General features: G+C 74.7%; 1 protein-coding gene. It reads left to right on the forward strand.

What is annotated here, in order from left to right; translation table 11 throughout:
* The first annotated feature begins 27 nt into the window (after window positions 1–27).
* Entirely contained in the window at window positions 28–17,634 is a 17,607-nt protein-coding gene (locus ACZ7OU_RS24630) for a non-ribosomal peptide synthetase (protein WP_470256865.1), read from the forward strand.
* Window positions 17,635–17,637 lie beyond the last annotated feature (3 nt).

Genomic DNA, 17,637 nt, shown 5'->3' on the forward strand with positions numbered 1-17,637 from the left:
CGTTGTGCCCGGAAGGTAGCGAAGACGATGACCGTGCAAGACACGCCGGCGGCACCCGACGGTACCGCCGAAAGAACCGGTGGCCTGGCGGACCTGTTCGCCGCGGCGGCGGACTCGACCCCGGACGCGGTCGCCGTGGACGGCGCCGGCACCCGGCTGACCTACCGCGAGCTGAAGGCCGGGGCCGGCCGGCTCGCCGCGCACCTGCTCCGGCTGGGTCTGCGGCCCGAGGACCGGGTCGGCGTGCTGCTGGAGCGGTCGGCGGAGCTGGTCGTCACGGAACTGGCCGTCGTCACGGCCGGCGGGGCGTACGTGCCCCTCGACCGGCGCGCGCCGGACGTGCGGCTGCGGGCACTCCTCGCCGGTGCGGGGGTGACCGTGGTGGTGACCGACGACCCGGCGCGGACCGCGGCAATCCACAGTGGACAGATTGTCGACGTCGGAGAACCCTTGCCGGAGGCGGAGTTCGCGCCGGCGCGGGTGGACCCGGATCGGCTCGCCTACCTGATGCACACCTCGGGCTCGACCGGGGCGCCCAAGGGGGTCGCGGTCCGGCACCGCGACGTGGCGGCGCTCGCGGCCGACCGCCGCTTCGCCGGCGGCGCCCACGAACGGGTGCTGCTGCACTCCCCGGTCGCGTTCGACGCGTCGACCTACGAGCTGTGGGTGCCGCTGCTCACCGGCGGCACCGTGGTGGTCGCGCCGCCGGGCGACCTCGACGTCGAAACGCTGCGCGGAGTGCTCGCGGACCACGGCGTGACGGCGCTCTGGCTGACAGCGGGCTTGTTCCGCGTGGTCGCGCAGGAGGCACCGGACTGCTTCCGGGGCGTGCGCGAGGTCTGGACCGGCGGGGACGTCGTCCCGCCCGAATCCGCGCGGCGCGTGCTGCGGGCCTGCCCCGGCCTGACCGTGGTCGACGGCTACGGCCCGACCGAGACGACGACCTTCGCCACGACCCACCGGCTGCCGTCGGCGGACGGGGTGCCGGCGGCCGTGCCGATCGGCCGCGCGCTCGACGACGTGCGCGCGTACGTCCTGGACGCGCACCTCGCCCCGGTCGCTCCCGGCGAACCCGGCGAGCTCCACCTGGCCGGCGCCGGGCTGGCCCGCGGCTACTGGGCCCGGCCGGGTGCGACGGCGGACAAGTTCGTGGCCGACCCGCTCGGTGCGCCCGGCGAGCGCATGTACCGCACCGGCGACCTGGTGCGCCACAACGCGAACGGGGAGCTGGAGTTCCTCGGCCGTGCCGACGACCAGGTGAAGGTCCGTGGCTTCCGGGTCGAGCTGGGCGAGATCGAAACCGTGCTCGCCGCGGCTCCCGGCGTCACCGAGGCCGTGGTCGTCGCGCGGGAGGACCGTCCCGGCGTCAAGCGCCTCGTCGCCTACGTGGTGGGGGAGCCGGACGACCTCGCGGCGGCCGTCTCCGCCGCGCTGCCGGACTACCTGGTGCCCTCGGCGTTCGTCGTGCTCGACGCGCTTCCGTTGAGCGGCAACGGGAAGGTCGACCGCCGCGCCCTGCCCGCCCCGCCGGCCGACCCGGCGGAAAGCGCCGAGCCCCGGACGGACACCGAGCGTGCGGTGGCGGACGTCCTGGCCGAGGTGCTGGGGGTCGAGCGGATCGGGGCCGACGAGGACTTCTTCGCCCTCGGCGGCGACTCGATCCTGGCCGTGCAGGCGCTTTCGCGGCTGCGCCGGACGTTCGGCGCGGACCTCTCGGCGCGGACGCTGTTCGACACGCCCACCGTGGCGGGCCTGGCGGAGCTGATCGCCGACGCACCCCGGGCGGCGGAGCCCGCGATCCCGGTGGCCCCGCCGAGCGACGTGCTCCCGCTTTCGCCGGCCCAGCGGCGGTTGTGGTTCCTCGACGAACTGACCGGCGGCAGCGCCGAGTACAACACCGGTGTCGGGCTCCGCCTGTCCGGCCCGCTCGACGTCGACGCCCTGCGCGGGGTTCTGGCGTCGTTGTGCGCCCGGCACGACTCGCTGCGGACGACGTTCGATTCCGTGGCCGGCGAGGGCGTGCAGCGGATCGCGCCGACCGCGGAGATCCCGCTGCGGATCGCCGAAGAGCCGCCGGACGACGACGTGCTGAAGGCCGAGCTGAGCGAGCCGTTCGACCTGCGCGCGGGGCCGCTGACCCGGGCCGTGCTGTTCCCGCTCGGGCCCGGCGAGCACCTGCTCCTGCTGTGCCAGCACCACATCGTCACCGACGGCCGGTCGATCGGCCTGCTCACCGACGAACTCCTCGACCTCTACAGCGGTGCGGCGCCGTCGCCGCTGCCGCTGGGCTACCGCGACTACACGCGGTGGCGCCTGGAGTCCTCATCGGACGACCAGCTCGGCTACTGGCGCGAGACCCTGGCCGGGATCGAGCCGCTCGCCGTGCCGACGGACCGTCCCCGTCCGCCGCGGCGCACGACCGCGGGCGCGGTGCACCGGCACGACCTGCCGGCCGGCCTGGTGCGCCGGCTCACCGAGGCCGGCCGCCCGCACGGCGCGACGCTGTTCATGACGCTGACCGCGGCCGTGCAGGTGCTCCTCGCGGCCTACAGCGGCCAGCGCGACATCGCCGTCGGCACCGCGGTGGCCGGCCGCGACCGGGCCGAGCTCGAGCGGCTGACCGGCTTCTTCGTCAACACGCTCGTCCTGCGGTCCACAGTGGACACCGATCGGACGTTCGGCGGGTTCCTCGCCGAGTTCCGGGAGACCGTGCTGGCGGCGTTCGCGCACGGCGACGTCCCGTTCGACCGCGTCGTCGACGAGGTCCGGCCGGACCGCGACCCGTCGCGGACGCCGCTGGTCCAGGCCGTCGTCGTCCTGCAGAGCCCGCTGGTGCGGCCCCGGGAGACCGGCGCGCTCCGGGTGAGCGAGTACGACCTGCCGCGGCCCTCGGCCCGGTTCGACCTGGTGGTGGAGTTCTGGCCGCGGGCGGACGGCCTGCGCGTCACCGTCGAGTACGCGACGGCCCTGTTCGACGCGGCCACGATCGAGCGCCTGACGGCGAGCCTGGAGGTCCTGCTCGGCGGGATCGCCGCCGACCCCGCGCGCCCGGTGGGCGACCTCCCGCTGCTCACGGACGAGGAACACCGGTTCCTGCTGCCGGCGGCACCGGCGGAAGCACCCGCCGGAACGGTCCCGGACCTGTTCGACGAGCGTGCCGAGCGCCATCCGGACGCGCCGGCGGTGGTGTGCGGCGACACCCGGCTGACCTACCGCGACCTGAAGGCCAGGGCCGACCGGCTAGCGCGGCGGCTGGTCAAGCTCGGCGTGCGTCCGGAGGACCGGGTCGGCGTGCTGCTGGACCGCTCGGCCGACCTCGTCGTGGCGGTGCTCGCGATCCTCAAGGCCGGCGCCGCGTACCTGCCGCTCGACCTGCGCGCCCCGGCCGACCGGATGCGCCTGGTCCTCGACGGCACGCCGCTGCTGCTCACCGACGAGCGGTGGCACGACACGGCGGTGGACATCCACCCGGCGCCGGTCGTGGTGACGGAGGTCGACGAGCCGTCGTCGCCCCCGGAAGTCGCACTGGCTCCCGGAAACCTGGCCTACGTCGAGTACACCTCCGGGTCCACCGGCGTCCCGAAGGGCGTGGCCGTGCGGCACGCCGACGTCGTGGCGCTCGCCGCCGACCCGCGGTTCACCGGGGGCGCGCACGAGCGGGTGCTGCTGCACTCGCCGCTGGCCTTCGACGCCTCGACCTACGAGCTGTGGGTGCCGCTGCTCGCCGGCGGCACCGTGGTGGTCGCCCCGCCCGGCGACCTCGACGCCGACGTCGTCCGCCGGCTCACCGCGGACCACGGCGTCACCGCGTTGTGGCTGACCGCGGGGCTCTTCCGGCTCTTCGCCGAGGAGACGCCGGAGTGCTTCGCCGGACTGCGCGAGGTCTGGACCGGCGGTGACGTCGTCCCGCCGGCGGCCGTGCGCCGGGTCCTCGACAGCTGCCCCGGGCTCACGGTCGTCGACGGCTACGGCCCGACCGAGACCACGACCTTCGCCACGTCCCACGCGATGGCCGGCGCGGTGCCCGACCTGATCCCGATCGGCACCCCGCTCACCGGCATGCGGGTGTACCTCCTCGACGACCGCGCCCGGCTGGTCCCGCGCGGTGCGTTCGGCGAGATCTGCATCGCCGGGGCCGGACTCGCGCGGGGCTACTTCGCGCGGCCCGGAGCGACCGCCGACCGGTTCGTCGCCGACCCGTTCGGCGCGCCGGGGGAGCGGATGTACCGGACCGGCGACCGTGGCCGGTGGCGCACCGACGGGACCCTCGAGTTCGCCGGCCGCGCCGACGACCAGGTCAAGATCCGCGGCTTCCGGGTCGAACCGGCCGAGGCCGAGCACGCGCTGGCCGCCGAGCCGGGGGTCGGGCAGGCCGTCGTGGCCGTCCGGACCGCGGGTGGCCGCAAGCAGCTCGTCGCCTACGTCGTCCCGGCCGAAGAGTCCCGTGTGGACACTCTCGCGCTCCGGGAAGCGTTGTCCCGGAAGCTGCCCGACTACCTGGTCCCGTCCGCGATCGTCGTCCTGGACGCGTTGCCGCTCAACGCCAACGGCAAGGTCGACCGGCACGCCCTGCCGGAACCGCGGTTCGAGTCCGCTCCGGACCGGGCGCCCCGCACCGAGCGGGAGGCCGTGCTCGCCGGGATCTGGGCCGAGGTGCTCGGCGTCGACCGCGTCGGCGTCGAGGACAACTTCTTCGCACTCGGCGGCGATTCGATCCTGAGCATCCAGGTGAGCGCCCGGGCCCGGCGCGCGGGCCTCGGCGTCACCACCGCCGACCTGTTCCGCCACCAGACGATCGCGGCGCTCGCCCCGGTCGTCGGCGAGGCCGCGGCGAGCCCGGCCCGCGGGCCGGTGACCGGTGCCGTCGTGCTGACCCCGATCCAGCGCTGGTTCTTCGCGACGGACGCGGTCCCGGAGCGGTTCGACCAGGCCATCGCCGTCGACCTCGCCGCCGGCGTCGGCGAGATCGCGCTGGCCACGGCGCTGGCCGCGCTGACCGAGCACCACGACGCGCTGCGGATGCGGTTCGAGCCCGACGGCGACGGGTGGCGCCAGCACAACGCCCCCGTCGGCGACGGGCACTCGCTGCTGCGGTGGTCGCTTTCCGGCGAGCCCGGCCGGCGGGTGCTGCACCTGTCGGCGCACCACCTGGTCGTCGACGGCGTGTCGTGGCGGCTGTTGCTGGAAGACCTCGACCGGGCCTACCACCAGGCCGTCCGCGGTGACGCGGTCGACCTCGGCCCGCGGACGACGTCCTTCCGCGACTGGGCCGCCCGGCTGGCCGCCCACGCCGAGGCGGGCGGTTTCGACGACGAGCTGCCGCACTGGCGGGGACTGCCCGAGGCGGCCCCGATCCCGGTCGACGGCCACGGCGCGAACACGGTCGGCCGGGCCCGCGCGGTCACCGTCCGGCTCACGCCCGGCGAGACGCGGGCCTTGCTGCGGCAGGTGCCCGACGTCTACCGCACGCAGGTCAACGACGTGCTGCTGACCGCGCTCGGCCGGGTCCTGCGCGACTGGACCGGGCGGATCCCCGTCATCGACCTCGAAGGCCACGGCCGGGAGGAGCTGTTCGACGACGTCGACCTGTCCCGGACGGCCGGCTGGTTCACCAGCCTGTTCCCGGTCGCCCTGGACGTCCCGGACGACTGGGGCGCCGCGCTCAAGTCGGTCAAGGAGCAGCTGCGGGCGATCCCGCGCCGGGGGATCGGCTACGGCGCCCTGCGGTACCTGACCGGCACGGCGCCGGTGGTGGACCCGCAGGTCAGCTTCAACTACCTCGGGCAGTTCGACCTGCCGGGCGAGCTGTACGCGGGCCTGCACCGCGAACTGTCGCTCGACGCCGACCCCAGCGACCGCCGCTCGCACTGCCTGGAAGTCGTCGGCCGGGTCGACGGCGACGCGCTCGAGTTCTCCTGGCACTACGCCGAAGGCGTCCACGACGAAACCACCATCACGAGACTGGCCGACGGCCACCTGGACGCCCTGCGCGCGATCCTCCGGCACTGCGCCGGACCGGACGCGGGCGGCCGGACGCCGTCCGACTTCCCCCTCGCCCGCCTCGACCAGTCCACTCTGGACAGCCTGACCGGCGACGGCCGGGACATCGAGGACATCTACCCGCTGACCCCGATGCAGGCGGGCATGGTCTTCCACGGGCTGGCGCAGCCCGGCGACCGCGTCTACTTCGAGCAGGTCTCCTTCACCCTCGACGACGTGTCCGACCCGCACGCGCTCGGCGCGGCGTTCCAGCGGATCGTCGAGCGGACCCCGGTGCTCCGCAGCCGGATCGTCTGGGACGGCGTGCCCGAGCCGCTGCAGGTGGTGCAGCGCACCGTCGAGCTGCCGGTGTCCTACCTGGACTGGTCCACTGTGGACGGCGAGAGTGCATACCTGGCCGGAGACCTGGCCGAAGGGCTCGATCTGACCAAGGGGCCGCTGACCCGGCTGGCCATCGCCCGCGTGTCCCCGACGGCGGTGCGGGTGGTCTGGACGTTCCACCACGTGCTGCTCGACGGCTGGAGCGTCTTCGGGATCCTGAACGACGTCGTCACGCTGCTGCGCGGCGAGGAGCCGCCGCCGCAGCGCCCGTTCCGCGACTACGCCGGCTGGCTCGCCGACCAGGACGACACCCTCGCCGAGACGCATTGGCGCGCCGAGCTCGCCGGCGTGAACCCCACCCCGCTGCCCGGCGACCGCGCCGGTCGCGCGCACACGGCCAGCTCCACCGGCCGGATCCCGGTCGAGCTGGACGACGAGGCATCGGCCGCGGTGTACGCCTTCGCGCGGCGGAACCGGCTGACCGTCAACACGGTCGTGCAGGGCGCCTGGGCGGCGCTGCTGTCGCGCTACAGCGGCGAGCCGGAGGTGTGCTTCGGCGCGACCGTGTCCGGCCGCCCGGCCGAACTGCCCGGCGCCGACGACATCCCCGGCCTCTTCATCAACACGCTGCCGGTGCGGGTCCGGCTCGACCGCGAGCGCGGGGTCGCCGACTGGCTGCGGGAGCTTCAGGCCGCCCAGGCGGAATCCCGGCGGTTCGGCCACGTCGGGCTGACGCGCCTGCAGGCCTGGGGCGGCGGGGGAAGCCTCTTCGACAGCATCGTCGTCTTCGAGAACTACCCCGTCGACGACGTCCCCGAGCTGCGGGACGTCCGCGCGGCCGAGCGCACCAACTACCCGCTCGGCGTGGTCGCCTACCCCGGCCGCCGGCTGTCGCTGGTGCTGACCCACGACCCGGCGGTGCTCGGCGAGGCGGTCGCGGTGCGGCTCGCCGCCCACCTCGGAGCCCTGGTGCGGGGCATGGCCGCCGCGCCGCACGAGCCCGTGACCCGGGTGCCGATGCTGTCCGACGCCGAAGTCCGGCACCTGCTCGCCGAGCGGAACGACACCGCGGGCCCGGTGCCGGCGGGAACCGTGCCCGAGCTGTTCGAGGCCCGCGTCCGAAACCACCCGGCCGCCGTCGCGCTGGTGACCGACGACGAGTCGGTGACCTACGGCGAGCTCGACGTCCGCGCGAACCGGCTGGCCCACCGCTTGCTCGACCTGGGCGTCCGGCCCGAGGACCGGGTCGCCGTCCTGATGGACCGCGCGCCCGGGGTCGTCGCCGCCGAGCTGGCGATCCTGAAGGCCGGCGGCGCGTACCTGCCGCTCGACCTGCGTGCCCCGGCCGACCGGCTGCGCCTGCTCCTGACCGAGGCCGGCGTGGACGTCCTGGTCACCGACGACGCCTGGCTGGCGACCGCCCGCGAAGTCCACAGTGGACCCATCGTCACCGGTGCGGACGACGCGCCCGAGACGTCGCCGGGCGTGGTGACCCAGCCGGACCAGCTCGCCTACGTCATCTACACCTCCGGCTCGACGGGCAAGCCGAAGGGCGTGGCCGCGCGGCACCGCGACGTCGTCGCGCTGGCCGCCGACCGGCGGTTCGCCCCGCACGACCGGGTGCTGCTGCACTCGCCGCAGGCGTTCGACGCCTCGACCTACGAGCTGTGGGTGCCCCTGCTCACCGGCGGGACCGTGGTCCTGGCGCCGCCCGGCGACCTCGACGTCCACACCCTCGGCCGGACGCTCACGACGCACGGCGTGACCGGCGCGTTCCTCACCACCGGCCTGTTCCGGCTGGTCGCGCAGGAAGCCCCCGAGGTCTTCGCCGGCGTGCGCGAGGTGTGGACCGGCGGCGACGCCGTGCCCGCGGCCGCCCTGCGCCGCGTCCAGGCCGCCTGCCCGGACACCCTCGTCGCCGACGTCTACGGCCCGACCGAGACGACGACCTTCGCGACCGTGCACCCGCTGCCCGGCGCCGTGCCGGACGTCGTCCCGATCGGGGCGCCACTGGACCACACGCGGGTCTACGTCCTCGACGACGAGCTGCGGCTCGCCCCGCCGGGAGCGCCCGGCGAGCTGCACATCGCCGGTGCCGGGCTGGCGCGCGGCTACCTCGGCCGGCCCGGGCCGACCGCCGAACGGTTCGTCGCGGACCCGTTCGGGCCGCCGGGGGAGCGGATGTACCGCACCGGCGACCTCGTGCGCTGGAACGACGACGGCGCGCTCGAGTTCGTCGGCCGCGTCGACGAGCAGGTGAAGGTCCGCGGGTTCCGGGTGGAGCCGAGCGAGATCGAGGCCGCGCTGGGGGAGCACCCGGGCGTCGAGCAGGCGGCCGTGCTGGCGCGCGCGGACGGCGGGGTGAAGCGCCTGGTCGCCTACGTCGTCGGCGAGACCGGCGGGCTGGCCGAGTTCCTCGGCCGGACGCTGCCGGACTACATGGTCCCCGCCGCCTTCGTCCGGCTGGACCGGTTCCCGGTGAACGTCAACGGCAAGCTCGACCGGAACGCGCTGCCCGCGCCCGACTTCGGCGTCCGGGAGCACGTGGCACCGCGGTCCGACCGCGAGCGCGTGGTCACCGGGATCTGGGCCGAGGTGCTCGGTGTCGAGCGGGTCGGCGCGACCGACGACTTCTTCGAGCTCGGTGGCGACTCGATCCTCAGCATCCAGGTCGTCTCCCGGGCCCGCCGGGCCGGGCTCGAGCTGCTGCCCGGCGACCTCTTCGAGCACCGCACGCCGGCCGCCTTGGCCGCGGCGGCCCGCACCGCCACCGAGACCGCCGAGCGCGGTCCGGTCAGCGGCGAGGTGCCGCTCACCCCGATCCAGCGCTGGTTCTTCGCGACGCAGACCGCGGCGCCGGACCACTTCCACCAGTTCGTCCACCTGGGACCGGACACAGTGGACGTCGATGCCGCACGCGCGGCGGTGGACGCCTTGCTGGCGCACCACGACGCGTTGCGGATGCGGTTCACCCGCGACGGCGACGAGTGGCGCCAGGAGAACGGCCCGGTCGGCGCCGAGACGCCGCTGGTCCGCCTGGAAGTGTCCGAACAGGACGTCAAGCTGGTCGTGCACCACCTCGTGGTCGACGGCGTGTCCTGGCGGGTGCTGATGGAGGACTTCGAGCGCGCCTACGACCGGGCGGCGCGGGGTGAGCCGATCGACCTCGGCCCGCGCACGACGTCGTTCCGCGACTGGGCGATCCGGCTCGCCGGGCACGCCACCGCGGGCGGCTTCGACGACGAACTCGGCCACTGGCAGGGCTTGCGCGGCCGCACCACGGTGCCGGTCGACGGCGAAGGCGAGGCCACCATCGCCGCGATGCGGTCGGTCACCGTCCGGCTGCCGGCGCCCGAGACGAACGCCCTGCTGCGCGAGGTCCCGGCCGTGTACCGCACCCAGGTCAACGACGTCCTGCTGACGGCGCTCGGCCGCGTGCTGCGCGACTGGACCGGCGACGTGCCCGTCGTCGACCTCGAAGGGCACGGCCGCGAAGAACTGTTCCGCGATGTCGATTTGTCGCGCACGGTCGGCTGGTTCACCAGTGTGTTCCCGGTGGCCGTGGACGTCCCGGACGACTGGGGCACGGCGCTCAAGACGGTCAAGGAGCGGCTGCGCGCGGTCCCGCGGCGCGGCATCGGCTACGGCGCCCTGCGCTACCTGACCGGCGCGGCCCCGGCGATCGACCCGCAGGTGAGCTTCAACTACCTCGGCCAGTTCGGTTCCGGGCGCCTCGAATCCGACGAGAGCCCGAAGTCGGCCCGGGCGCACCTCCTGGACGTCGTCGGCCGCGTCGAGGCCGGCGAGCTGGAGCTGACCTGGTACTACGCCGAGGGCGTCCACCAGGAATCCACTGTGGACTCTCTGGCGGCCGGGATGCTCGACGCGCTGCGCGAGATCGTCCGGCACTGCGCGGAACCGGACGCGGGCGGCCGGACGCCGTCCGACTTCCCGCTGACGGCGCTCGACCAGTCCACTCTGGACGAACTGGTCGGCGACGGGCGTGCGGTCGAGGACGTCTATTCGCTGACGCCGATGCAGTCCGGCATGGTCTTCCACGCACTGTCCCAGCAGGACGAACGTGTCTACTTCCAGCAGGTCGGCTTCGTCCTGGAAGGCGTCCGCGACCCGGCCGCCCTGGAGCGCGCGTGGCAGCGGGTCGTCGACGGGACCCCCGTGCTGCGGACCCGGATCGTGTGGGAAGGCGTACCCGAACCCGTCCAGGTCGTGCAGCGCCACGCGGACGTCCCGGTCACGCACCACGACTGGCGGGGCCGTACCCCTGAAGAACAGGGCCAGGCCTGGCAGGAGCTGCTGACCGCGGACCGCGCGCGGGGGCTCGACCTGACCGAGACGCCGTTGCTGCGCCTCGTGCTGGCCCGTCTGTCGGACACCGAAGTCCGGGTCCTGTGGACGTTCCACCACGTCCTGCTCGACGGCTGGAGCGTCTTCGGCGTGCTGTCCGACGTCTTCGCCGCCTACGCCGGCGGCGCGCTGCCCGAGCGGCCGCCGTTCCGCGACTACGTCTCCTGGCTGAGCCGCCAGGACGACGCGGCGGCCGAGCGGCACTGGCGCGCGGAGCTCGGCGACCTCGTCGCCCCGGCCCGGCCGCCCTACGACCGCGCCCCCGCGCAGGCCCACACCACCCGCTCCTCGCAGTGGCTGCGCGTGCCGGTCGAGAGCTCCGGACGGCTGCGCGACGCCGCCCGGCGGGCCGGGCTCACCGTGAACACGGTCCTGCAAGGCGCGTGGGCCCTGCTGCTTTCGCGGCTGAGCGGCGAGCGCGACGTCTGCTTCGGCACGACGGTGTCCGGCCGCCCGGTCGACCTGCCCAGCGCCGACGACGTCACCGGCATCTTCATCAACACCCTGCCCGTGCGGGTCACCGTGGCCGGCGCGGCGGTGGCGGACTGGCTGAGCGCGCTGCAGGCCCGCCAGGTCGAGTCCCGCCGCTACGGGCACCTGCCGCTGACCAGGCTCCAGGCCTGGAGCGGGTGCGCCGGCAGCCTCTTCGACAGCATCGTCGTGTTCGAGAACTACCCGGCCGACACCGCCGAGGCCCACGGGCTGCGCCTGCGCGACGTCGACGCAGCGGAGACGACCAACTACCCGCTCAGCGTCGTCGCCTCGCCCGGCGAGCGGATCACCCTCGACGTCGGCTACGACCCCGACCTCTTCGACACCGCGACGGCCGAGCGGATCACCCGGCAGCTCACCGGCATCCTCGACGCCTTCGCCGCGGACCTGCACCGGCCCCTGGACGACGTCGACCTGCTCACCGAGGCCGAGCGCCACCAGGTGCTCGTCGCCTGGAACGACACCGCCCACCCGCTGCCGGACGGCGACCTGGCCGGCCTGTTCGCCGACCGGGTCCGGCGCACCCCGGACGCGGTCGCGCTGACCGGCGACGACGTCCACCTGACCTACGCCGAACTGGACGCGGCCGCCGACCGGCTCGCCCGGCACCTCGTTTCCCTCGGCGCCGGACCCGAGCGGCTCGTCGGCGTGCTCATGGAGCGTTCGCCCGGACTGGTCGTGGCCGAACTCGCGATCGTCAAGGCCGGGGCGGCCTACCTGCCGCTGGACACCCGGGCACCGGCGCCGCGCCTCCGACTCCTCCTCGAAGGAGCGTCGATCCTGGTCGCCGACGACACCTGGGCCGAGACCGCGCACAAGATCCACGGTGGACCGATCGTCGTCCCGAATGGACAGACCGCCGACGTGGCACTCCCGGCCGCGGACCCGGACAACCTCGCGTACGTCATGTACACGTCCGGCTCCACCGGGAAGCCGAAGGGGGTGGCCGTACGGCGGCGGGACGTCGTGGCGCTGGCCGCGGACCGGCGGTTCGCCGCGCACGAACGGGTGCTGCTGCACGCCTCCCCGGCGTTCGACGCCTCGACGTACGAGCTCTGGGTCCCGCTGCTCACCGGCGGCACCGTCGTCGTCGCCCCGCCCGGCGACCTCGACGTCGAAACCCTGGCCCGGGTGATCGCCGAGCACCGCGTCGACGGCGCGTTCATCACCGCCGGCCTGTTCCGGCTCGTCGCGCAGGAGGCCCCAGCGACGTTCCGCGGCATGCGCGAGGTCTGGGCTGGCGGGGACGCCGTGCCCGCCGCGGCCGTGCGGCGGGTGCGGGAAGCCTGCCCCGGCACCGTCGTCGTCGACGGCTACGGCCCGACCGAGACCACGACCTTCGCCGTGTCGCACCCGATGCCCGGCGCCGTGCCGGACGTCGTCCCGATCGGGAAACCCCTGGACAACATGCGGGCCTACGTCCTCGGCCCGGACCTGCGGCCGGTGCCGCCGGGCGCGTCCGGCGAGCTGCACCTCGCCGGGGCGGGCCTGGCCCGCGGCTACCACGGCAACCCCGGCCTGACCGCCGACCGGTTCCGGCCCGACCCGTTCGGGCCGCCGGGGGAGCGGATGTACCGCACCGGCGACCTCGTCCGGTGGACCGCGCGCGGCGAACTGGAGTTCACCGGCCGCGCCGACGAGCAGGTCAAGGTCCGCGGCTTCCGGATCGAGCCCGGTGAGATCGAGGCCGCGCTGGCCGCGCACCCCGGCGTCACCCAGGCCGCGGTGCTGGCCCGCGAAGACCACGGCGTCAAGCGGCTCGTCGCCTACGTCGTCGGCGAGACCGGCGGGCTGGCGGAGTTCCTCGGCCGGACCCTGCCGGACTACATGATCCCCGCCGCGTTCGTCGGGCTCGACCGCTTCCCGTTGAACGTCAACGGAAAGCTCGACCGGCACGCGCTGCCGGCGCCGGACTTCGGCGGCACCCGCGCGTGGACGGCCCCGGCCACGGACGCCGAGCGGGCACTGGCCGCGATCTGGGCGGAGGTCCTCGGTGTCGAGGACGTCGGGGCCGAGGCGAACTTCTTCGCCCTCGGCGGCGACTCGATCCTCAGCATCCAGGTCGTGTCGCGGGCCCGCCGCGCCGGGCTGACGCTGCTGCCCCACGACGTCTTCCGGCACCCGACCCTGGCCTCGCTCGCCGCGCACGCCGGCGACGGCTCCCCGCGGGCCGAGCAGGGGCCGGTCACCGGCGAAGCGCCGCTCACCCCGATCCAGCGCTGGTACTTCGAGACCCAGCCCGCGCGGTTCGACCAGCGGGTGGTCGTCGAGTTCGCCGAGGACGTCGACGAGGCGGCCCTGCGCCGCGCGCTCGACACCCTCTGGGCACACCACGACGGTCTCCGGCTCCGGTTCGAGGGTGGCGTCCAGCACGGGGAACCGGTCTCGGACTTCCGCTCCGGGGACATCGACGTCGAGCACGGTCCGTTGCTCAAGACCGTCCTCGACGGGCGGCGGCTCCTGCTGGCCGCACACCACCTCGTCGTCGACGGCGTCTCGTGGCGAATCCTCCTGGAGGACCTTCAGGCCGCGTACCGCGGCGAAGACCTCGCGCCGAAGACGACGTCGTTCCTCGCCTGGGCCCGGCGGCTGGCCGAGCACGCCGAGGCAGGCGGCCTCGACGACGAACTGGACCACTGGCGCTCCCTGCCGCCCGTGCGGCCGTTGCCCGTTGACGGCGAGGGCCCGGCCACGATCGCCGACAGCCGCGAAGTCTCCATTCGGCTCACCGCCGAGGAGACGCGGGCGCTACTGCAGGACGTTCCCGAGGTGTACCGCACCCAGGTCAACGATGTTCTGCTGACCGCGCTCGGCCGGGTGCTGCGGGACTGGACCGGGCACACCCCGGTCGTCGACCTCGAGGGACACGGCCGGGAGGAGCTGTTCGGCGATGTCGACTTGTCGCGCACGGTCGGCTGGTTCACGACGATGTTCCCGGTGGCGCTGGACGTCCCGGACGGCTGGGGCACCGCGCTGAAGACCGTCAAGGAACAGCTCCGGGCGGTTCCCCGGCGCGGGATCGGCTACGGCGCGCTGCGGTACCTGACCGGCACGGCGCCCGTGATCGACCCGCTGGTCAGCTTCAACTACCTCGGCCGCTTCGACGACGCCGCCGGTGACCTCGACGCCGACGTCGACCCGGACGCGCCCCGCACCCACGTGCTCGACGTCGTCGGCCGGGTCGCCGGCGGGGAGCTGGAGCTGTCCTGGTCCTACGTCGCGGGCGTGCACGACCGGAGCACCATCGAAACTCTGGCCGGCCGGATGACGGCGGCGCTGCGGGAGATCGTCGCGCACTGCGCCCAGCCGGGTGCGGGCGGCCGGACGCCGTCGGACTTCCCCCTGCTCTCGCTGCCTCAGTCCACAGTGGACACACTGGCCGGCGACGGCCGGGACGTCGAGGACCTCTACCCGGTGACGCCGATGCAGGGCGGGATGGTCTTCCACGGGCTCTCGCAGAGCCTGTACTTCGAGCAGGCGACGTTCGTGCTCGACGGCGTCACCGACGTGGACCGGCTCGCCGCGGCCTGGCAGCGGGTCGTCGACCGGACCCCGGTCCTGCGGACGTCCTTCGTCTGGACCGGCGTCGACGAACCGGTCCAGGTCGTGCACCGCGCGGTGACGCTGCCGGTCCGCCGGCTCGACTGGACCGGGCTCGACGCGCCGGAGCGTGCCGACGCGCTGCGGCGGCTGCTGACCGAAGACCGCGAGCAGGGCCTCGACCTCGCCGCGGCGCCGCTGCTGCGGGTCGCGCTCGCCCGGCTCTCGGCCACGGAAGTCCAGGTGCTGTGGACGTTCCACCACGTCCTGCTCGACGGCTGGAGCGTCTTCCAGGTCCTCTCGGACGTCTGCACGGCGTACGCGGCGCAGCCGCTGCCGGCGCGGCCGCCGTTCCGCGAGTACCTCGCCTGGCTGGCCGGGCAGGACCAGGCGGAGGCCGAACGCTTCTGGCGCGCCGCGCTCGACGGGATCGAGGGCCCCACCCCGGTGCCCGCCGACCGGACGCCGGTCCCGGGGCACGCGCCCCGCTCGGCCGAGTGGCTGCCGGTCCGGCTGGACAAGGACGCCACCGCCCGGCTCGACGCGTTCGTCAAGCGGCACGGCCTCACGCTCAACGTCGTGCTGCAGGGCGCGTGGGCACTGCTGCTGTCCGTCTACAGTGGACGTGACGACGTCGTGTTCGGCGCCACCACTTCCGGGCGCCCCGCCGACATACCCGGCGTGGACGACGTCACCGGCCTGTTCATCAACACCCTGCCGGTCCGGGCCACCGTCGACCGGGGCGCCCGCGTGGCGGACTGGCTCGCCGCTCTCCAGACCGCGCAAGCCGAAGCCCGCGGGCACGGCCACGTGCCCCTCGCGCGGGTCCAGGGCTGGGCGGGCCTGCCGGGCGGGATCGACCTGTGCGACAGCCTGGTGGTGTTCGAGAACTACCCGATCACCGGCGCGGAAGCCGGGCACGGGCTGACCGTGCGCGACCTCTCGGCGCGGGAGACGACGAACTTCCCGCTCACCGTGGTCGCTTCGCCGGGCGCCGAGCTGTCGGTGGACGTCGGCTACGACCTCGCCCTCTTCGACCCCGCGACGGTGTCGCGCTTGGCCGGGCACCTGCTGACGGTCCTCGGCGAGCTGGCCGAAGACGGCGACCGGCTCCTCGGTGCGGTCACCATGACCACCCCGGACGAGACGCGGCTCCTGGCGGAGTGGGCCGAGACCGGCGACGAGCCGCCGGCCCGGACGCTGCCCGGGCTGTTCGCCGAGCAGGTCCGCGCCCGGCCGGACGCGGTCGCCGCCGTCCTCGACGGCGAGCACGTCACCTACGTCGAGCTGAACCGCCGGGCCAACCGGCTCGCGCACCGGCTCCTCGGGCTCGGCCTGCGACCGGAAGAACCGGTGGGGCTCGCCGTGGACCGCGCCGGCGCTGTCGTGGCCGAACTGGCCGTGGTCAAGGCGGGCGGGGCCTACCTGCCGATCGACACCCGCGCCCCGGCCGAGCGGCAGCGGCTGCTGCTCGACGGCGTCCGGTTCGTCGTCGCCGCGCAGGAGTACCCGTTCGGGCAGACGGTTCTATTGTCCTCTGTGGACGATGAACCGGACGGGAACCCTGAGATAGCCGTCGATCCCGACCAGCCGGCCTACGTGATGTACACCTCCGGGTCCACCGGGGTGCCGAAGGGCGTGGTGGTGCGCCACCGCGACGTCGCCGCCCTCGCCGCCGACCACCGGTTCCGCGGTGGCGCGCACGAGCGCGTCCTGCTGCACTCACCGCTGGCGTTCGACGCCACCACGTACGAGCTGTGGGTGCCGCTGCTGAACGGCGGCCGCGTGGTCGTCGCGCCGGGCGAAGGCGTCGACGCGCCGATGCTGCGGGACCTGGTCCGCGAACACGGCCTGACCGCGATGTGGGTCACCGCCGGGCTGTTCCGCGTCCTGGCCCAGGAGGAGCCCGGCTGTTTCGCCGGCCTGCGGGAGGTCTGGACCGGCGGTGACGTCGTCCCCGCGGTGGCCGTGCGGCGCGTCCTGGCCGAATGCGCCGGGCTGACGGTCGTCGACGGCTACGGCCCCACCGAGACCACGACCTTCGCGACGTCCCACGCGATGGCCGGCGTCGTCCCGGACCGGATCCCGATCGGCCGGCCGCTCGACGGGATGCGGGCCCGGGTGCTCGACGCCGACCTGCGGCCGGTCCCGCCGGGAGTGCCCGGCGAGCTGTGCCTGGCGGGCGCGGGCCTGGCCCGCGGCTACCGGGACCGGCCCGGTCTCACCGCCGACCGGTTCGTCGCCGACCCCGCCGGTCCGCCCGGAGCGCGGATGTACCGCACCGGCGACCTCGTCCGCCGGACCCCCGGCGGCACGCTGGAGTTCCTCGGCCGCCGCGACGACCAGGTCAAGCTGCGCGGGTTCCGGGTCGAACCGGGCGAAGCCGAGGCGGCGCTGGCCCGGCACCCCGACGTCGCCCAGGCCGCCGTCGTGGTCCGGGAGGACCAGCCGGGCGTGAAGCGCCTGGTCGCCTATGTGGTTTCGGCCGCCGGAGAGGACACGCTCCGCGAGTTCGTGGCCCGCACCCTGCCGGACTACCTGGTGCCGTCGGCGTTCGTCGCGCTCGACCGGCTGCCGGTGAGCGCCAACGGCAAGCTCGACCGCCGCGCGCTGCCCGCGCCCGCCGCGCCGGAAACCCGGCACGTCGAACCGGAGACGGAGATCGAGCGCGCCCTCGCCGGGATCTGGGCCGAGGTGCTCGGCGTCGAGGGGATCGGCACCGAAGACAGCTTCTTCGCCCTCGGCGGCGACTCGCTGCGGAGCCTGCACATCGCCGCCAAGGCCGGCGCGCTGTTCGACGTCCGGCTGACCCCGGCGGACGTGCTGACCGCGCGCACCGTCGCCGGGCTGGCCGGAACCGTCGAGGAACTCATCTTGGGCGAGCTGGAAAGCCTCGCCGCCGACCAGGAATCGTGAGGA

This window comes from Amycolatopsis sp. NPDC114505, from assembly GCF_055633615.1.